The sequence below is a fragment of the Glaciihabitans sp. dw_435 genome (assembly GCF_018449675.1).
Lineage (GTDB): Bacteria > Actinomycetota > Actinomycetes > Actinomycetales > Microbacteriaceae > Glaciihabitans.
In genome coordinates this window covers 205,997-225,370 of record NZ_JAAVUZ010000003.1, presented here as the reverse complement: position 1 = coordinate 225,370, position 19,374 = coordinate 205,997, and the positions used below count along the sequence as shown (strand labels likewise).

Annotated in this window: 16 protein-coding genes; 4 read left to right on the top strand and 12 right to left on the bottom strand. The window is 64.8% G+C overall.

The window, feature by feature from the left end; genetic code table 11:
* The first annotated feature begins 9 nt into the window (after positions 1 to 9).
* The 3 genes from zwf to pgl are packed head-to-tail and all read left to right on the top strand — an operon-like array spanning position 10 to position 3,342.
* Complete coding sequence (zwf, locus tag HB677_RS05940; RefSeq protein ID WP_213814757.1) at positions 10 to 1,551, top strand: glucose-6-phosphate dehydrogenase; 1,542 nt, start codon at positions 10 to 12, stop codon at positions 1,549 to 1,551.
* Entirely contained in the window at positions 1,548 to 2,513 is a 966-nt protein-coding gene (locus HB677_RS05935; protein WP_213814756.1) for a glucose-6-phosphate dehydrogenase assembly protein OpcA, read from the top strand. The genes zwf and HB677_RS05935 overlap by 4 nt, the downstream gene beginning before the upstream one ends.
* A 34-nt stretch (positions 2,514 to 2,547) precedes the next feature.
* A complete protein-coding gene (gene pgl / locus HB677_RS05930; protein WP_213814755.1) occupies positions 2,548 to 3,342 on the top strand; it encodes a 6-phosphogluconolactonase in 795 nt (264 codons plus the stop codon).
* Positions 3,343 to 3,549: 207 nt separating this feature from the next.
* On the opposite strand, the gene HB677_RS05925 is transcribed toward pgl, so the two are convergent.
* From HB677_RS05925 to HB677_RS05875, 11 genes are all read right to left on the bottom strand, one after another.
* Positions 3,550 to 3,912, bottom strand: a complete 363-nt coding sequence (locus HB677_RS05925) for an RNA polymerase-binding protein RbpA (protein WP_213814754.1) — start codon at positions 3,910 to 3,912, stop codon at positions 3,550 to 3,552.
* A 19-nt stretch (positions 3,913 to 3,931) separates the two neighbouring features.
* Positions 3,932 to 4,183, bottom strand: a complete 252-nt coding sequence (gene secG / locus HB677_RS05920) for a preprotein translocase subunit SecG (protein WP_213814753.1) — start codon at positions 4,181 to 4,183, stop codon at positions 3,932 to 3,934.
* Positions 4,184 to 4,235: 52 nt separating this feature from the next.
* Positions 4,236 to 5,048, bottom strand: coding sequence for a triose-phosphate isomerase (gene tpiA, locus HB677_RS05915; RefSeq protein ID WP_213814752.1), 813 nt, complete (start codon positions 5,046 to 5,048; stop codon positions 4,236 to 4,238).
* Positions 5,036 to 6,253 carry a phosphoglycerate kinase gene (pgk, locus tag HB677_RS05910; RefSeq protein ID WP_213814751.1) on the bottom strand — a complete coding sequence of 406 codons (1,218 nt, stop codon included), beginning with the start codon at positions 6,251 to 6,253 and terminating at the stop codon, positions 5,036 to 5,038. The genes tpiA and pgk overlap by 13 nt, the downstream gene beginning before the upstream one ends.
* A gap of 29 nt (positions 6,254 to 6,282) precedes the next feature.
* Positions 6,283 to 7,290: a type I glyceraldehyde-3-phosphate dehydrogenase gene (gene gap, locus HB677_RS05905; protein ID WP_213814750.1), complete on the bottom strand. Its 1,008-nt coding sequence runs from the start codon at positions 7,288 to 7,290 to the stop codon at positions 6,283 to 6,285.
* A 113-nt stretch (positions 7,291 to 7,403) separates the two neighbouring features.
* A complete protein-coding gene (locus HB677_RS05900) occupies positions 7,404 to 8,030 on the bottom strand; it encodes a superoxide dismutase (protein ID WP_213814749.1) in 627 nt (208 codons plus the stop codon).
* 117 nt (positions 8,031 to 8,147) lie between these two features.
* On the bottom strand, positions 8,148 to 9,128 hold the full coding sequence (gene whiA, locus HB677_RS05895) for a DNA-binding protein WhiA (protein WP_213814748.1): 981 nt from the start codon (positions 9,126 to 9,128) through the stop codon (positions 8,148 to 8,150).
* 47 nt (positions 9,129 to 9,175) lie between these two features.
* Positions 9,176 to 10,051, bottom strand: a complete 876-nt coding sequence (gene rapZ / locus HB677_RS05890) for an RNase adapter RapZ (RefSeq protein WP_213814747.1) — start codon at positions 10,049 to 10,051, stop codon at positions 9,176 to 9,178.
* 79 nt (positions 10,052 to 10,130) lie between these two features.
* Complete coding sequence (gene uvrC, locus HB677_RS05885; RefSeq protein WP_213814746.1) at positions 10,131 to 12,242, bottom strand: excinuclease ABC subunit UvrC; 2,112 nt, start codon at positions 12,240 to 12,242, stop codon at positions 10,131 to 10,133.
* A gap of 8 nt (positions 12,243 to 12,250) precedes the next feature.
* On the bottom strand, positions 12,251 to 15,118 hold the full coding sequence (gene uvrA, locus HB677_RS05880) for an excinuclease ABC subunit UvrA (RefSeq protein ID WP_213814745.1): 2,868 nt from the start codon (positions 15,116 to 15,118) through the stop codon (positions 12,251 to 12,253).
* 109 nt (positions 15,119 to 15,227) lie between these two features.
* The gene (locus HB677_RS05875; RefSeq protein ID WP_213814744.1) at positions 15,228 to 16,088 is read right to left on the bottom strand and encodes a hypothetical protein; all 861 of its coding nucleotides are present in this window, start codon (positions 16,086 to 16,088) and stop codon (positions 15,228 to 15,230) included.
* Positions 16,089 to 16,137: 49 nt separating this feature from the next.
* On the opposite strand from HB677_RS05875, the gene HB677_RS05870 reads away from it, so the two are divergent.
* Positions 16,138 to 17,259 (top strand): glycosyltransferase, encoded by a 1,122-nt coding sequence (locus HB677_RS05870; protein ID WP_213814743.1) that lies wholly within the window; start codon positions 16,138 to 16,140, stop codon positions 17,257 to 17,259.
* Between the two features lie 21 nt (positions 17,260 to 17,280).
* Here the strand turns inward: HB677_RS05870 and uvrB are convergent, their stop codons facing one another.
* Entirely contained in the window at positions 17,281 to 19,350 is a 2,070-nt protein-coding gene (uvrB, locus tag HB677_RS05865) for an excinuclease ABC subunit UvrB (protein WP_213814742.1), read from the bottom strand.
* Between the last annotated feature and the right edge of the window lie 24 nt (positions 19,351 to 19,374).

Here is a 19,374-nt window from a genome sequence, read left to right as displayed (position 1 = left end):
AGGAGTCGTATGTCCCCCGTGGATATCACGCCCGAGTTCAACCCACTGCGGTTGCCCTCGGACCGTCGTTTGAACCGAATCGCAGGCCCCAGCAGCCTCATCATCTTCGGTGTGACTGGAGACCTGTCACGCAAGAAGCTGATGCCGGCTGTGTACGACCTGGCCAACCGTGGCCTTCTGCCGCCCGGCTTCTCCCTCGTCGGGTTCGCCCGTCGCGACTGGGAAGACCAGGACTTCGAGAAGGTGGTGTACGAAGCCGTCAAGCAGTACGCCCGTACCCCCTTCGATGAGGATGTCTGGAAGCAGCTGAGCCAGGGAATTCGCTTCGTCCAGGGCGAGTTCGACGACGATGCTGCCTTCGCTCGTCTGAAGGAGACCATCGACGAGCTCGACGAGCACCGCGGGACCATGGGCAACCACGCGTTCTACCTGTCGATCCCGCCGAAGGCGTTCCCGCTCGTCACCGAGCAGCTGCGCCGCTCCGGTCTAGCCGAGCAGAAGGAGGGCGAGTGGCGACGGGTCGTCATCGAGAAGCCCTTCGGTAGCGACCTCAAGACCGCCCGCGAGCTCAACGCCGTTGTCGAGTCGGTATTCCCGCCCGACAGCGTGTTCCGCATCGACCACTACCTCGGTAAGGAGACGGTGCAGAACATCCTGGCGCTGCGCTTCGCCAACGAGATGTACGAGCCGATCTGGAACGCCAACTACGTCGACCACGTGCAGATCACCATGGCCGAGGACATCGGTGTCGGCGGTCGCGCCGGCTACTACGACGGAATCGGCGCCGCGCGCGACGTCATCCAGAACCACCTCCTGCAGTTGCTTGCTCTGACGGCCATGGAGGAGCCCGTCTCCTTCGACGCCGCTGACCTGCGCGCCGAGAAGGAGAAGGTTCTTTCCGCCGTCCGCTCCCCCAAGGACCTCTCGAAGTCGACCGCCCGCGGTCAGTACTCCGGTGGTTGGCAGGGTGGCGAGAAGGTCATCGGCTTCCTCGACGAGGACGGAATGAACCCGCAGTCGCTGACCGAGACGTTCGCCGCGATCAAGCTCGAGATCGGTACCCGCCGGTGGGCGGGCGTTCCGTTCTACCTGCGTGCAGGCAAGCGCCTCGGTCGCCGCGTAACCGAAATCGCCGTGGTCTTCAAGCGCGCGCCCCAGAACCTCTTCGCCGAAAGCCAGACGGGTGTCCTCGGACAGAACGCACTGGTCATCCGCGTGCAGCCGGACGAGGGAGTGACCCTGCGCTTCGGCTCCAAGGTTCCCGGCGCCGGCATGCAGGTTCGCGACGTGACCATGGACTTCGGCTACGGCCACGCCTTCACCGAAGCGAGTCCCGAAGCATACGAGCGTCTGATCCTGGACGTGCTGCTCGGCGACCCGCCCCTCTTCCCGCGTCACGAGGAAGTAGAACTGAGCTGGAAGATTCTCGACCCGATCGAGGAATTCTGGGCTACCCAGGGCCAGCCGGACCAGTACCGTCCCGGTACCTGGGGTCCGGATTCCGCCGATGAACTACTGGCCCGCGACGGCCGAACCTGGAGGCGACCATGATCGTCGATCTGCCCGATACCACCACAAGCAAGGTCACCAAGGCCCTGGTCAGAATTCGCGAAGAGGGCGGCGCTGTTGCCCTCGGTCGCGTCCTGACGCTCATCATCTCCACCCGCCTGGGTGAAGAAGAAGAGGCCATCGAAGCGGCAAACGACGCTTCGCGCGAGCACCCGATGCGCGTCATCGTGGTCTCCACGAGTGGCAACCCCGACGACCACAGTGACGCACGTCTCGACGCGCAGATCCGCGTCGGCGGCGACGCAGGCGCCAGCGAGGTCATCATCGTCCGTGCCTACGGCGACACCGCGAGCGACAAGGAGGGACTGGTCACCGGCCTGCTCCTCCCCGATGCTCCCGTGGTTGTCTGGTGGCCAGGCGATGCCCCGAACAGTGCGTCGCAGTCGGCCCTGGGCCGCATTGCGCAGCGCAGGATCACGGATGCCGCGGCGGCGTCGAACCCGCTCGCAGCCCTCGACCACCTGTCCGAGACGTACGCCCCCGGCGACACTGACTTCGCATGGACTCGTCTGACCCTGTGGCGCGCCCAGCTCGCCGCCGTTCTGGACCAGCCGCCGTACGAGCAGATCACCGACATCGAGGTCCTCGGCGCTGCCGACTCCCCCTCGACGGCCCTGCTCGCCGCGTGGCTTCAGCTTCAGCTTCAAGTTGAGGTGCGTCTCCAGGTCACGAGCCCCTCCACCGGTTCGAGCGGAATCCAAGGTGTTCGCCTGTACCGCGCTTCCGGGGTTGTTGAGCTTGAGCGAAGCATCCCGAACATCGCGACGCTCAGCCAGCCCGGCCAGCCCACGCACGACATTTCGCTGCCACGACGCAACCTCCGTGACTGCCTCGCCGAGGAGCTGCGTCGTCTCGACCCGGATTCCCTCTTCGGAGAAGTGATCCAGAATGGTCTTGCACAGCTGAACAAGCCTGCACGACTGCAGCCGAACGGGTCGCGCTAAGGCGCGAGAGTCGAAGACGAGAAGGTCTGAACCAGTGACGAACGAAAGACGAGTGCTCGTACACCCCGACAAGGCATCCCTTGCCGGGTCCGTGGCCGCGCGCTTCATCACGAAGGTAATCGACGTTATCGAGGACCGCGGCGAGGCGACGGTAGTGCTCACGGGTGGAACCATGGGCATTGCCATCCTCGCGGCGATCAACGATTCGGCGGCGCGTGACAGTGTCGACTGGAAGCGGGTCAACTTCTGGTGGGGCGACGAGCGGTGGCTTCCTGAGGGAGACGCCGAGCGCAACGACCACCAGGCACGCGAGGCCCTGCTCGACCACATCGACATCGATGAGTCGCGCGTTCACCCGTTCCTGTCGTCAGACAAGGGCGTTGAGCTGGATGACGCGGCGTCGCTGTATGCCGCAGAACTCAGCGACAACGCTCCCGAAGGCCACGACGGGTTGCCCCACTTCGACATCACGTTTCTCGGAGTAGGTCCCGATGGTCACATCGCGTCGCTGTTCCCGGAGCGCGGGGGAATCCGTGAGAAGGACCTCAACGTCATCTCCGTTCGCAACGCCCCGAAGCCTCCCCCGGAGCGACTGAGCCTCACCCTTCCGGTGATCAACTCGTCGCAGCGGGTCTGGCTCGTGCTTGCTGGCCCCGACAAGGCCGGCGCGCTGGGATTGACCCTTGCGGGCGCGAGCAGCATCGAGGTGCCCGCAGCGGGCGTCGAGGGACGTCGACGGACGCTGTTCTTCGTTGACAACGAGGCGGCCGCGGAGGTTCCCGAGAACCTGACGACGCCGGGCCTGTTCTGGACCGGCGAGGACGCCTAACCAATCGCACCGCGGCACTCGACCTGCCGATTACACAGGCCCGCTCTCCGTCACGGAGAGCGGGCCTTGTTCGTTTGTGCCTCGTGCGATGCAGACCGGGCGCACCGCGGGACGGTCGTGACGGCTCGGCTCGGCGCAACGGCAAAGGCCGGACTGCCCACGTGCGTGGGCAGTCCGGCCTTCGTGCGTCCGGCAGTAACCGGTTGGTTAGGTGGTGACGCGTCCGCGACGGGCACGCAGCTGCTGCAACGCCTCGTCGAGCAGCTCCGCCGCTTCGGCCTCGGTGCGGCGTTCCTTCACGTAGGCAAGGTGAGTCTTGTACGGCTCAAGCTTGGCCACCGACGGTGGGTTGTTCTTATCGCGCCCGGCCGGGAGACCCGTGGGGGGCGAATCGATGATGTCGGGGATCTCTTCTTCGGGCAGGCTCGCCGCGAAGTATCGGACGGTCTCGTTGCCGAGCTCGTCCCAGTAGGAGACCTGAATGCGATCGGCGTGGTATCCACGATCCTGCTCGCCCATGGGGCCTGCGCCAACGCGCGAACCCCGAATTGCACTTCCGCCAGAAGCCATGATTCCTCTTTTCGAGAGACTAGATGCCGGTGTCGAACTTGGTAATCAGACCAAGAACGACAATGCTGCTGATCCACACAACGCCGAGAATGACGGTGATGCGGTTGAGGTTTCGCTCTGCAACTCCAGAGGCACCCAGGTTGGACGTGACACCGCCACCGAACATGTCGGAGAGGCCTCCGCCGCGACCGCGGTGCAACAGGATGAGCAGCGTCAGCAGGAGCGATGTGAGGCCAAGAATGACCTGCAATACAACCTGGAGAAATTCCACGGGTTACCTTTCGAACGGTTGTGAACCGCTAAGTAGTATAGCTGCGCGCCGACTACGTGCCGACGTGCTTCAGGAACTGCGCGATGCTCGCGAACTCGGGGATGTCGAGACTCGCGCCTCCGACAAGTGCGCCGTCGACGTTCGGCATGCGCATGAATCCCGCGATGTTCGATGACTTGACGGATCCTCCATACAGAATACGCGTCGCGTCGGCAACGTCGGAACCGAGAATCTCGGTCAGCGTGGCCCGCAACTGCGCGGCTACCTGTTCTGCCTGCTCGGGAGTCGCCGCCTGGCCGGATCCAATCGCCCACACGGGCTCGTACGCCACGACGATGTCGGTCAGTCCGGGTTCGCGTTCGAATTTTGCCTGCGACAATGCGGCGCGCAGTTGCGCGACCGGGATGGCGCTCGGGCCGTGCAGCTCGAGATCCTCGGCCGTCTCGCCCACACAAATCACCGGGACGATGCCGTGCTTGACGGCGGAAGCGACCTTTGCGGCGACTTCCTCGTCGGACTCGGAGTGCAGGGTGCGGCGCTCCGAGTGTCCGATGATCACGTAGGGAGTGTCGAGCGTCTTGAGGAAGGCCGCAGAAATCTCACCGGTGTACGCACCTGACTCGTGTGCAGAGACATCCTGAGCTCCGAACCGCAGGTGAAGCTTGTCGGCGGAGATCAGGGTCTGCACCGAGCGAAGGTCGGTAAACGGCGGGAATACGGCGACCTCGGTCTTCGCGAAGTCGTGGCGTGCGTCTTTAAGGCTCCAGGCGAGCTTCTGGACGAAGGCGATGGCCTGGAGGTGATCCAGGTTCATCTTCCAGTTGCCCGCGATCAGCGGGACGCGGGAGCTGCCTACGCTTGCCATCCGAGAACCTCCAGGCCGGGAAGGTGCTTGCCCTCCAGGAACTCGAGGCTGGCACCTCCACCCGTTGAGATGTGACCGAACTGGTCGTCGGTGAAGCCAAGAGCACGCACCGCGGCGGCCGAATCTCCGCCGCCGACGACACCGAGACCATCGATGGTGGTGAGAGCGGATGCCACGGCCTTGGTGCCTGCGGCGAAGGGAGCCAACTCGAACACGCCCATCGGGCCGTTCCAGAAGACGGTCTTCGACGCAGAGATGACCTCGGCGAATCGGGCGGATGTGTCCGGCCCGATGTCGAGGCCGAGACCCGAGGCGCCGAAGGCGGTGTCCTCGATTGCGTCGGCCGGCGTGGTGACGTACTCGGCATCGGCACCGAACTTGGATGCCACAACGATGTCGGTGGGCAGGACGATCTCGACGCCCAGCTTCTCCGCCTCGGCGAGGTAGCCCTTCACGTTGTCGATCTGGTCAACCTCAAGCAGGCTCGCGCCGACCTTGTAGCCCTGGGCCGCGAGGAAGGTGAAGAGCATTCCACCGCCGATGAGGAGGGTGTTTACCTTGGGAAGCAAAGCGCCGATGACCGCGAGCTTGTCGGAGACCTTGGAACCGCCCAGAACCACCGTGTACGGCTGCTCCGGCGTGTTCGTGAGCCGTTCCAGAACTTCCAGCTCGGCCTGGATGAGCAATCCGGCGGCGCTGGGGATGATTCCGGCGATCTCGTAGACGCTCGCCTGCTTGCGGTGGACGACTCCGAAGCCGTCCGAAACGAATGAGTCAACGAGCTTGGAGAGCTGGAACGCGAAGTCTGCGCGCTCCTTGGAGTCCTTGCTCGTCTCCCCCGGGTTGAAGCGGAGGTTTTCCAGCAGAGCGACGTCGCCATCCTCGAGGGAGGAGACGGCGTCTTCCGCGGCGGAACCGACCGTGTCGCTGGCGAATGCCACCGGCTTGCCAAGAAGCTCGCTGAGGCGCTGGGCCACGGGCGCGAGGCTGTACTTGGCTTCCGGTGCGCCGTCGGGTCGCCCGAGGTGGGAGATCACGACGACGCGGGCGCCGGCATTGATGAGTGCGTTCAGCGTGGGTAGCGAGGCACGAATGCGCCCGTCGTCCGTGATCTCGCCGTCTTTCAACGGGACGTTCAGATCACAGCGAACGAGTACCTTCTTGCCGCTCAGTTCGCCGAGGCTGTCAATGGTGCGAAGCGACACGGTCAGTTCCTTTGGGTTATGCGGTGATGCTAGAGGCGGTCGGCGACGTACTCGGTGATGTCAACGAGACGGTTGGAGTAGCCCCACTCGTTGTCGTACCACGACGCGACCTTGACCTGGTTGCCGATGACCTTCGTGAGGCCGGCATCGAAGATCGAGGAGTGCGGGTCGCCCTGGATGTCGCTGGAGACGATCGGGTCCTCGGTGTAGCTGAGGATGCCCTTGAGGGGGCCCTCCGCCGCGTTCTTGTATGCCTCGTTGACCTCGGCAACGGTGACGGGACGCGAAGTCTCGATCGTCAGGTCCGTGATGGAGCCGGTGATGACGGGAACGCGAAGGGCGTAGCCGTCGAGCTTGCCGACCAGCTCGGGGATGACGAGGCCGAGAGCCTTGGCGGCGCCCGTCGACGTCGGGATGATGTTGGCGGCGGCAGCGCGTGCGCGGCGGAGGTCGCTGTGCGGGCCGTCCTGCAGGTTCTGGTCGGCGGTGTAGGCGTGAATCGTGGTCATCAGACCACGCTCGATGCCGAAGTTGTCCATGAACACCTTGGCGAGCGGGGCCAGGCAGTTCGTGGTGCAGGAGGCGTTCGAGATGATGTCGTGGATCGACGCGTCGTAGGTTCCCTCGTTGACGCCGAGCACGAGCGTGGCAACGTCGTCGCCGGTCGCGGGCGCGGAAACGATGACCTTCTTGGCGCCGGCTTCGATGTGCTTGCGCGCATCGGCGGACTTCGTGAAACGGCCGGTCGACTCGATGACTACATCGACGCCCAGCTCGCCCCAGGGCAGCAGCGCGGGGTCGCGCTCGGCGAGAACCTTGATCGGCTTGCCGTTGACGATGATGGTGTCTCCGTCAACCTCAACGGTTGCGTTCAGACGACCGCTGACGGTGTCGTACTTCAGGAGGTGGGCGAGAGCCTTCGGGTCGGTGAGGTCGTTGACCGCGACGATCTCGAGCTCACTCCCCTTGGCAAGAGCCGCTCGGAAGAAGTTACGGCCGATACGGCCGAAGCCGTTAATACCGATCTTGACGCTCAATGGAACTCCAGGTGATCAGGCGTCACACGACGCACAACTAGTGGTGGATTTTGTGAAGCAAACGTGCGGGTGATGCGTGTGTGGCCGGGATCGAGATCCCGGCCACAAATTCGCTATGACAGTAGCAGCAGGCTGCTGGAGTTATCGCGGGCTGCTGCGAAGCGAGCCGCAACGTTCTCCCAGTTAACGATGTTCCAGAATGCCTTGACGTAGTCGGCCTTCAGGTTGACGTAGTCGAGGTAGAAAGCGTGCTCCCACATGTCCAGCTGCAGGATCGGGATGGTGCCGAGGGCGGTGTTGCCCTGCTGATCGAACATCTGCTGAACAATGAGCTGCTTGCCGATGGCGTCCCAGGAGAGGACCGCCCATCCGGAGCCCTGAAGGCTCGTGGCCGCGGCGGAGAAGTGTCCAACGAACTTGTCGTAGGAGCCGAAGAAGTCATCGATGGCCGAGGCGAGCTCGCCGGTCGGCTTGTCGCCACCGTCCGGAGACAGGTTGGTCCAGAAGATGGAGTGGTTGATGTGTCCGCCGAGGTGGAACGCGAGGTCCTTCTCGAGCTTCGGGACGCTGGTGAAATCACCGGACTCGCGTACCTCGGCGAGCTTGGCGAGGGCGGTGTTGGCTCCCGCGACATAGACGGCGTGGTGCTTGTCGTGGTGCAGCTCCATGATGCGCGCACTGATGTGCGGCTCGAGCGCGGCGTAGTCGTACGGGAGGTCGGGAAGGGTGTACTCAGCCATCAATATTTCTCCTAGCGAATAGGTCCCGGGGCACTCACAGTGGTGCCTCGGGCGAACTTTTCCAGTCTAATCATGAGAACACGGTCGGCTTCCAGAAGCTTCCCAGCCAGCGCCGATTTACAGGTCGTCCATATCTGGCGGGAGGTTGGCGTCGGTGCCGGGGATGCCCAGATCGGTGGCCCGCTTGTCGGCCATGGCCAGCAGCCGGCGGATGCGCCCGGCAACGGCGTCCTTGGTCATGGGAGGGTCCGCGTGGTGGCCGAGTTCGTCGAGGCTTGAGTCACGGAACCGGAGGCGCAGTTCACCGGCGTATCGCAGGTGCTCGGGAATCTGGCCATCGAGAATCTCGAGGGCACGTTCAACGCGGGAGCAGGCGGCCACTGCCGCCTGGGCGGAACGACGGAGGTTGGCATCGTCGAAGTTCACGAGGCGGTTGGCGGTGGCCCGAACCTCCCGGCGCTGGCGCATCTCTTCCCAGGCGACGACGCTGTTGACGGCGCCCATCGTGACGAGCATCGCGCCGATGGCTTCGCCGTCACGGATAACGACGCGGTGGACACCGCGAACCTCACGGGCCTTGGCAGAGACCTTGAGCCGACCCGCGGCTCCAACGAGGGCCATGGCTGCCTCGTTGCCGGGGCAGATAATCTCCAGCGCGGCGGAGCGGCCTGGATCCGTCAGGGTGCCAGAGGCGAGAAACGCGCCCCGCCACACCGCGGCGAGCTCGTCGCGGGAGCCGGTGGTGAGCTTGTTCGGGAGACCACGGATAGGGCGACGACGAGCGTCGAGCAGTCCGGTCTGGCGCGCGAGGGTCTCGCCGCCTTCCAGGACACGAACCATGTAGTGGTTCGTGCGGCGGGTGCCCGATGCCGCAACCACGGAGATCTCACTACGCACGCCGTACAACTCCGCGAGGTCCTTCCGCACCCGGCGACCCAGAAGGGCCGTGTCGAGTTCCGCCTCAATGGCGATGCGGTTGGAGATCAGGTGAAGCCCGCCGGCGAAGCGAAGGATGGTTGCCACTTCGGCTGCCCGAACGGTGGTCTTGCTCACCTCAACCTTGGTGAGTTCGTCCTTGACGTCAGCGGTAAGTGCCACAGGTTGGTTCCTTGTCTAAAAATGTGATGGGACGCTGCGGGAAAGGGCTATTCGCGGCCTAAGTCACGGTGTTTGACGCTCACAGCGACACCGGGAAGCCCTCGAATGAGCGTTGCCAGTTGTTCGGCCACCGCCACGGAGCGGTGCTTGCCGCCCGTACATCCAATGGCGATCGTAGCGTGTCTCTTGTTCTCACGCTGATAGCCGGCGAGCACGGGGGCCAGCGCCCGGGCATAGTTTTCGAGGAATTCCGTGGCACCCGGGGCTCCCAAAACGTACTGGGAAACGTCCGGGTCGAGCCCGGTGTGGGCCTTCAGATCCGGACGCCAGAACGGATTCGGCAGGAACCGCATATCGGCGACGGAGTCGGCGTCCGCGGGCAGTCCGTACTTGAATCCGAAGCTCAGCAGCATGACGCGAACGCCGGGAGTGTCTTCCTCAGAGAATTTTTCCGCAACGCTGGTTGCCAATTGATGGATGTTGAGCTCGGACGTGTCCATCACGATGTCGCTGCCGGCGCGCAACTCCTGCATGCGGGTTCGCTCCGTCGCAATGCCATCGAGGAGGGTGCCGTTACCCTGCAGCGGGTGGGGACGACGAACCTGCTCAAATCGGCGAACGAGGGCCGCGTCGGTGGCTTCGAGGAACAGCACCCGTACGTTGGCGTTTTCCCGCAGCCACTGCACCTCCTGCTGCACCGCGGCGAAGAGCTTGCCCCCGCGGACGTCCACGATGGCGGCGACCTTCGGCAGGGACGTGCCGGCGTGCTTGGCCAGGTCCACGAGGGGACGAAGCATCTGCGGTGGCAGGTTGTGCACCACGTACCAGCCCAGGTCTTCCAGCGCGTTGCCGACGGTCGATCGGCCTGCGCCGGACATGCCCGTGACGATCAGCAGTTCCTGCCGTTCGGTTTCCGCGGTCATAACGCCTCAGGCCTTCGATCGTCGCGATGGAGATGACCCCAGTTTAGCCAGTCGCTCCCGACGGCTTCGGCGGCCGAGATCACCCGCGCAGGCTCTGGTAAATCTGCGTCGCCAGCGTCGACCCGATGCCCTTCACCTCGGCGATGGCCGCGGCATCTGCCGCACGCAGCTTCGTGACCGATCCAAAATGCTTGAGCAGTGCCTTGACCCGGGAATCCCCCAGCCCGGGAATCTCCGAGAGTGACGAGGTGATCTCGCTGGAGCGCCGCTGCCGCTGATACGTGATCGCGAAGCGGTGGGCCTCGTCTCGGATCCGCTGGAACAGGAACAGCGCATCGCTGTTGCGTGGGAGGATCACGGGGTAATCGGAGTTCGGCAGCCAGATTTCTTCGAGACGCTTGGCGATGCCGCACAGGGCGATCCCGGTGACTCCGGCGTCGTCGAGGGCTCGCTGCGCCGCGGCAACCTGGGGCTGCCCACCGTCGATGATGAGCAGGTTGGGTCGGTACGCGAAGCGGTTCTTGGGTGCTTCTGTGCCGCCAACCTCGCCTTCCTGTAACGCCAGCTCCGCGGCATCCCGAACGTTCGCTCGCGCCGAGTCGCTCTCCAGATGCGCCAGACGCCTGCTGAGAGTCTGGTAAATGGAGTCGGTGTCGTCGGTGGTCTCGGGAATGCTGAACCGCCGGTACTGGTCTTTGCGGGGCAGCCCGTCCTCGAACACCACCATCGACGAGACGACGTTGGTGCCACCGAGATGGGACGCGTCGTAACACTCCATGCGCAGGGGCGCGTCCGACATGCCCAACGCCTCCTGGATGTCGGCAAGCGCCTGCGACCGGGCGACGAAGTCACCACTGCGGCGGGTCTTGTAGAGCATCAGGGCGTTCTTTGCGTTGGTGGCGACAGTCTGGGCCAGCGCGGCTTTATCGCCCCGCTGAGCGACGCGCAGCGTCACCCGTCCACCCGCCCGCGTACCAGTTCCGTCGATGTCGACACCGCGGATGTCGGTGCCGCGCACGAAGTTTCCACGCCGGTCGACGTTGCCCTGCGCGTTATTGGTCTGCTCCGCGACGCGGCCGGTGTCGTCGTCGGTCACGGCGGTATCGTCGTCCGCGTCCGCGGCGGTGAGGACCGCGGCGCCATTGGTGATGCCGGAGGTGCGGCCGCGACCACTGCGTATGGACGTCAGCAGTTCCTCGAGCTCCGCGGAGTCCTCCGGCAGCTCCGGCACGATGATTTCGCGCGGGGGCTGCATGTCGTCCTCGTAGGCGTTTTGCAGGACGATTTCGACGAGCTCGCCCAGCGGGACATCCAGTTCTTTGTCTACCACCCAGCTGCGCACACCGCGGATACGTCCGCCGCGGACGATGAACTGCTGGACGGCGGCGGCGAGCTCGTCGTGGGCGATGCCGAAGATGTCGGCGTCGATGTCATCTGCCAGCACGATCGCGCTCTTGGAGAGGGCCGTCTGCATGGCACCGAGCTGGTCCCTGTACCGCGCGGCGGACTCGTAGTCGAAGTCGGCCGCCGCGGCCTGCATTTTCTTCGTGATGGCCGCGGTGTAACTGGTGTCGTTGCCGGCCATGAACGAGGCGAAGTCGAGCGCGATCGACTTGTGTTCCTCCTTCGTCACCCGCCCCACACACGGTGCCGCGCACTTGCCGATGTCCCCGAGCAGGCACGGTCGCCCTGTCTGGGCCGCACGCTTGTAGGTGGAGTCGGAGCAGCTGCGCATGGGGAAGGCCTTGAGCATCACGTCGACGGTGTCGCGGATCGCCCAGACCTTTGTGTACGGACCGAAGTATCGCGCGCCCTTCATCGACCTGTTGCGGGTCACCAGAACGCGGGGCACATCCTCCTGCAGCGTGATGGCCAGGTACGGGTACGACTTGTCGTCCCGGAACTGCACGTTGAAGGGCGGATTGAACTCTTTGATCCAGGTAAATTCCAGCTGAAGGGCTTCGAACTCCGTGCCAACGACTGTCCACTCGACGGAGGACGCCGAGGTGACCATGCGGCGGGTGCGCTCGTGCAGGCTCCGCAGGGGCTGGAAGTAGTTACTCAGCCGTGAGCGGAGGTTTTTGGCCTTGCCCACGTACAGCACCCGGCCCGTGGCATCCCGAAATCGATAGACGCCTGCCGAGGTAGGGATCTCCCCCGCTTTGGGTCGGTAGCTGACCGTTTCGGACATACCCATCTCTAGCCCGCCGCGAGGATTTCCTTGAGGAATCCCGCCGTGTGGCTCTTCTTGGAGCGCGCGACCTTCTCGGGTGTGCCGGTAACCAGCACCTGGCCGCCCCCGGCACCGCCCTCGGGCCCGATGTCGATGAGCCAGTCGGCGCTCTTGATCACGTCGAGATTGTGTTCGATGACGACCACGGTGTTGCCCTTGTCGACCAGGCCGTTGAGCACCAGCAGGAGCTTGCGGACGTCCTCGAAGTGCAGACCCGTGGTCGGCTCGTCGAGAACATAGATGCTGCGACCCATGGAACGCTTCTGCAACTCGGTGGCGAGCTTGACGCGCTGCGCCTCGCCGCCGGAGAGGGTCGTCGCGCTCTGTCCGAGACGCACGTAGCCGAGGCCCACCTCGACGAGGGTCTTGAGGAAGCGGTGGATGGCGGTGATGGCCTCGAAGAAGTCGGCGGCTTCGCTGATCGGCATGTCGAGCACTTCGGCGATGTTCTTGCCCTTGTAGTGCACGGAGAGCGTCTCGCGGTTGTAGCGAGCTCCCCCACACACCTCGCACGCCACGTACACGTCGGGAAGGAAGTTCATCTCGATCTTGATCGTGCCGTCACCGGAGCAGTTCTCGCAGCGGCCGCCCTTGACGTTGAAGCTGAATCGTCCGGGAAGGTAGCCCCGGGCCTTCGCCTCGGCGGTGTCGGAGAACAGCGTGCGGATACGGTCGAATACACCGGTGTAGGTCGCCGGGTTGGAGCGAGGCGTGCGTCCGATGGGGTTCTGGTCGACGTGCACGACCTTGTCGAGGTTGTCGAGACCGGTGACGCGGGTGTGCTTGCCGGGAATCTGGCGAGCACCATTGAGCTCGTTCGCGAGTACCCGGTACAGGATGTCGTTGACGAGCGATGACTTACCGGACCCGCTGACTCCGGTAACCGCGGTGAAGACGCCCAGCGGGAAGTCGACGGTGACGTTCTGGAGGTTGTTCGCCTTGGCGCCGACCACCGTCACCTTGCGGTTGTCGTCGACGGGACGGCGGGTCTTCGGAACGGCGATGGCCTTGCGACCCGACAGGTAGTCGCCCGTGAGCGACTCCTCATTGGCAAGGAGATCTTCGTACGACCCGGAATGCACGACCTCTCCGCCGTGCTCTCCTGCGCCCGGTCCGATGTCGACGACCCAGTCCGCCGTACGGATGGTGTCTTCGTCGTGCTCGACGACGATGAGCGTGTTGCCGAGGTTCTTGAGCTTCACCAGCGTCTCAATGAGACGACGGTTGTCCCGCTGGTGCAGGCCGATGCTGGGTTCGTCGAGAACGTACAGCACGCCGGTGAGTCCGGAGCCGATCTGCGTTGCCAGGCGGATGCGCTGCGCCTCTCCGCCGCTGAGGGTGGCGGCGGCGCGGGACAGGTCGAGATAGCTGAGGCCCACCTCGATGAGGAACTCGAGGCGCAGGCGGATCTCGCGCAGCACCTGGGCGGCGATCTTCGCCTCGCGCGGGGTTAGCTCGAGCGAGTCCATGAAGACGTGCGAGTTCACGAGGCTGAGCTCGCAGATGTCGGAGATGCTGTTGCCGTTGACGGTCACGGCGAGTACCTCGGGCTTCAGGCGCTTGCCGTCGCAGACCGGACAGTTCACCTCGCGCAGGTAGCTGGAGAAACGCTGGCGCTGGACGTCGGTCTCGGCCTCGAGGAACTTGCGCTCGATGTAGGGCATCACGCCCTCGAATCCGGTCGAGTACTTCATCTCGCGGCCGTAGCGGTTCTTCCACTTGACCGTGACCTCGAAGTTATTTCCCTGCAGCACCGCGTTCTGTACCTCGTCGGACAGCTCGCCCCACGGGGTGTCGAGGGAGAAGTTCATGTCTTGTGAGAGGCCAAGCAGCAGCTTCTCGAAGTAGTTGAAGAGGCCCTTGCCCGAGTTCGTCCACGGCAGGATCACGCCATCCGCGAGGCTGACGGAGGGATCGGCGATGAGGAGGTCGGCATCGACAGACATCCGCGTTCCGAGGCCGGAGCACTCGGGGCACGCGCCAAAGGGCGCGTTGAACGAGAACGTGCGCGGCTCGATCTCCGTGAGCTGCACCGGGTGCCCATTCGGGCACGACAGCTTCTCGGAGAAGGTGCGCCAGGCGGCGGGTCCGGTCTCGTCGACATAGTTGACCGACACCAGACCGTCGGTGAGGCGGAGAGCAGTCTCGAGCGAGTCGGTCAGGCGGGTAAGGATGTCATCGGCGGCGACCAGGCGGTCGACGACGACGGAGATGTCGTGTTTGACCTGCTTCTTGAGCGTGGGTGGATCGCTCAGCTGGATCTGCTCGCCATCGACGATGGCACGGGAGTAGCCGCCGGCGGCAAGCTCCCGGAAGAGGTCGACGAACTCGCCCTTCTTCTGCGAGATCACGGGGCTGACGATCTGGTAGCGAACGCCCGTCTCCAGCGTCATCAGCTGGTCGGCGATCTGCTGGACTGTCTGACGCTCGATCTTCTCGCCGCAGATCGCGCAGTGCGGGATGCCGATGCGTGCCCAGAGCAGGCGCATGTAGTCGTAAATCTCGGTGATCGTGCCGACAGTGGACCGCGGGTTGCGGTTCGTGGACTTCTGGTCGATCGAGACGGCGGGGCTCAGTCCCTCGATGAAGTCGACGTCGGGGCGGTCGACCTGACCGAGAAACTGGCGCGCGTAGGCGGAGAGTGACTCGACATAGCGACGCTGGCCTTCGGCGAAGATCGTGTCGAATGCGAGCGACGACTTGCCCGATCCTGACAACCCCGTAAACACCACAAGCGAGTCGCGTGGAATTTCGAGGTCGATGTTCTTGAGGTTATGGACGCGGGCGCCCTGGACGCTGAGCTTCGAGGAGCCAGTTACGGGAGAAATCGACACTCTTAACAGTCTACGGAAGCCACCGACATTGGACGTGCGTCGGGCACCGTCCGGGCTGCGCCGTCAGCGCAATCTGCGCAATCTGCGCGGGCCGGGCGGTCGCGCTGCCTCACCAACCGCACGCGGCGGCGACGAAGGACAGGTACTGGTTGCGCAGCGCCGTCGACACGGGCAGGCCAAACTCCCCCGCCGGGTACTCCGGTGTGCTCACGCGAAACGGCAGGATGGTTCCCACCTTGTCCTCGGCCACGACGTGCGGGTCACACCGGGTGGGGATTGCCCGGATCGAGACAGTGCGCGCGCTCGAGGCCGCCGTCATGGTGAGCGGTAGGTCCGGGGACGCCGCCACGTCAAGCAGGATCGTGCCGTCAATCGAGCGGAGGGTGACGCTGCCCGCGGCGCCGGTGGGAACCAGGCGCACGTCCAGGACCGCGGACACTGAGCCATCCGCTGCCCGCTCCGTGCGTAGGGTGCTGCCGGGCACGATGCGCACGACCCGTTCGAACGAGGACCTGCTGCAGTCGCTGGAATGCACGACCTCGAGCGAATCGAAGGGCTGGGTCGGGATGACCCGGGCGGTGTGTTTCTCGCCGGCATCGACGAACGACGCCTCGACCTCCGGATTCGCTGCCGTCGCATCACAGTTCGCCGGGGTGAGCACGGCGGGGAAATTGATGGTGGTGCTGGCCATGACGGTGTACGGCATGTCCGGTGCGACGACCGGCTCGGTGAGGTAGTCGGTGCGGAGTGTGAGGTCCGTGACCTCCACGGCGACGGCGGACGCGTTCTTCACGGCCAGCTGCACCCGCCGTGGCCCGTAGTCGGATCGCTGTTGCAACAGGGAGATGGAGATCCCGTCGGGCAGCGCCGTCGCGGAGGGCGTCGGGTCCGGCGACGGCAGGGGCGACGCCGTGCAGCCCGCGAGGGTCGCGATGACGGCGACGCACAGTGCGGCGGAGGCTCGGGTCATCCACATGGCACCGCATTCTACGGAACGCGCGCGGACGGATAATGGACCAATGCGCATTGTGCACGTCGCCGGCTTTTACGGCCCACCCTCCGAAGGACTTCGAACGACGCTGCGCCAGCTGGGAGCCGGGTATCGACGGGCAGGTCACGAGTTCGTGGTCATCGTGCCTGGATCGCGTCACTCTCGCGTGGAAACCGCGTATGGAACGCGCATCACCGTGCCGTCACTGCCCGTCATCGGCGCCGCGCTCGTCGAGCACGCGGTGCGCCGGACACTGATCGAACTGCAGCCCGACCGCCTGGAAGTGTCAGACCGGCTCACCCTGCGAAGGCTCGGCGTGTGGGCACGGCGGCACGGGATTCCCGCGGTCATGTTCTCCGACGGGGCGCCGAGCGGCTGGGTGCTGCGGATGGCGACGCCGCACGCCGACCGGCCACGCCCATCACTCGCCAACTACGACCGGATTGTCTGCACCACCGCCGCAGCGGCCGTCACGTTCGACACCCTTCTTCCGGGCAGGGTCACCGAGGTTCCCCTCGGAGTCGACCTCGAGGTGTTCACTCCCCTGCGATGGTCGGCGGAACAACGACACACGTACACGAACGTCGACGGAGTCCTCCTCGTCGCCGTCGGACGGTTGTCGCCCGAGAAGGCACCCGAACGGGCGCTCGACACCCTGCGTGAACTGATCGGGCGCGGAATCCCGGCGAGCCTGGTCTTCGTCGGTGACGGACCCCTCCGCGAGAGGCTCGAACGCGCGAGCGACGGGTTGCCGGTGGGTTTCGCCGGGTTCGTCGAGGATCGCCGGGAACTGGCGACCCTGCTGGCGAGTGCCGACGTAGCCCTGGCTCTCGGCACGACCGAGACCTTCAGCGTCGGCGCACTCGAAACCCTCGCCAGTGGAACGCCGGTGGTGGCCGCCGCGGGGTCGTCTCTTGCCGAGCTTCTCACCGACGGCGCAGGAGAGCTCGCGGATCCGACGCCCGCCGGGTTCGCGGACGCCGTGGAGCGCCTTCTTGACATCCCTGTCGAGAATCGCCGCACATCCGCGCGGCTGCGCGCGAGCCTGTTCCCGTGGAGTCGCACCGTCACGGCGATGCTCGCCGTTCACGGCGGAACGGTGCCGCCGGAGACGGTACCGGTTGCCCCGGCCACCGTCCCCGCGGGCTGAAAACCCGCCACTCGCGCCGAACTAGCGCAGGTGCCCGGCCGACTCCATCTGGCGCAGTTCCTTCTTCAGATCGGACACCTCATCGCGCAGTCGCGCGGCGAGCTCGAACTTGAGTTCCCCGGCCGCAGCCAGCATCTGCTCGTTGAGGTCCGCGATGATGACCTCAAGGCTGTTGCCGCCGGCAGCGGCGAGTCCTTCGCGACGGAGGTTGGGCGTGGGAGACCGCTTCTTGCCATTGCCGCGACCGGCCAGCAGTTCGGCGGTGTCAGCACCCTCGCGGATGAGGGAGTCGGTGATGTCCGCGATCTTCTTGCGCAGCGGCTGCGGGTCGACCCCGCGTTCGAGGTTGTACGCCACCTGCTTTTCGCGGCGACGGTTGGTCTCCTCGATCGCCTGCGTCATCGACCGCGTCATGACGTCGGCGTACATGTGCACCTCGCCGGACACGTTGCGGGCCGCGCGACCGATCGTCTGGATGAGGGACGTGGATGACCGGAGGAAGCCTTCTTTGTCCGCATCGAGGATCGCCACCAACGACACCTCCGGCAGGTCGAGACCCTCCCGCAGCAGGTTGATGCCGACGAGAACGTCGTAGACGCCCTGCCGCAGCTCGGACAGCAGTTCCACGCGACGGAGGGTGTCGACGTCGGAGTGCAGGTAGCGAACGCGAACCCCGGCCTCCCCGAGGAAGTCGGTGAGTTCTTCCGCCATCTTCTTGGTCAGTGTGGTCACCAGGACGCGCTCGTTCTTGTCGACGCGAATGCGGATCTGCTCGAGCAGGTCGTCGATCTGGCCCTTGGACGGCTTGACGACGATCTCGGGGTCGATGAGTCCGGTCGGGCGGATGATCTGCTCAACCACGGAGTCGGTGATTCCCATCTCGTACTTGCCCGGGGTCGCCGACAGGTACACCTTCTGGCCCACGCGGTTCAGAAACTCTTCCCACTTGAGCGGGCGGTTGTCGAGTGCGCTCGGCAGGCGGAACCCGTGTTCGACGAGCGTGCGCTTGCGCGAGGCATCCCCCTCGTACATGGCACCAATCTGCGGCACCGTCACGTGCGACTCGTCGATGACGACGAGCAGGTCTTCGGGGAAGTAGTCGATGAGGCAGGTGGGAGCCTCGCCGGGGTTGCGGCCGTCGATGTGCCGCGAGTAGTTCTCAATGCCGTTGCAGAATCCGATCTGCTCCATCATTTCGATGTCGAAGGTCGTGCGCATGCGCAGGCGCTGGGCTTCGAGGAGCTTGCCCTGGCGCTCCAGTTCCGCGAGACGGATCGCCAACTCTTCTTTGATAGTGACGATGGCGCGCTTCATCGAGTCGGGGCTGGCGGCATAGTGTGTCGCCGGGAAGACCGACACCGCCTCCATCTTCGTGATGATGTCGCCGGTGAGCGGGTGCAGCGAGTAGATGGCTTCGATCTCGTCGCCGAACATCTCGATGCGAATGGCGTTCTCTTCGTACACGGGAATGATCTCGATGGTGTCCCCCCGGACGCGGAACTTGCCGCGCGAGAAGTCCACATCATTGCGGTCGTACTGCATCCCGACGAACTTGCGAATGAGGGCTTCCCGGGGAATGCGGTCGCCCACCTGCAACGCGACGGTTGCCTCGAGGTACTCGTCGACGGCGCCGAGGCCGTATATGCACGACACCGTGGACACCACGATGACGTCGCGCCGACTGAGCAGCGAGTTGGTGGTGGAGTGGCGAAGTCTCTCGACCTCGGCGTTGACCGAGCTGTCTTTCTCGATGAACGTGTCTGTCTGGGGAACGTATGCCTCTGGCTGGTAGTAGTCGTAGTAGGACACGAAGTACTCGACGGCGTTGTTGGGCATCAGCTCGCGGAACTCGTTCGCCAGCTGGGCAGCCAGCGTCTTGTTGTGCGCGAGAACGAGAGTGGGACGCTGCACCTGCTCGACGAGCCATGCGGTGGTCGCCGACTTACCGGTACCGGTGGCGCCCAAGAGCACGATGTCGGTTTCGCCGGCATTGATGCGATGCGTGAGCTCTGCGATCGCCGCCGGCTGGTCACCACTGGGTGTGTATTCGCTGATGACCTCAAAGGGGTGAACAGAGCGTGTCGGTTCCATACCGCAAGTTTACGGACGGCCACC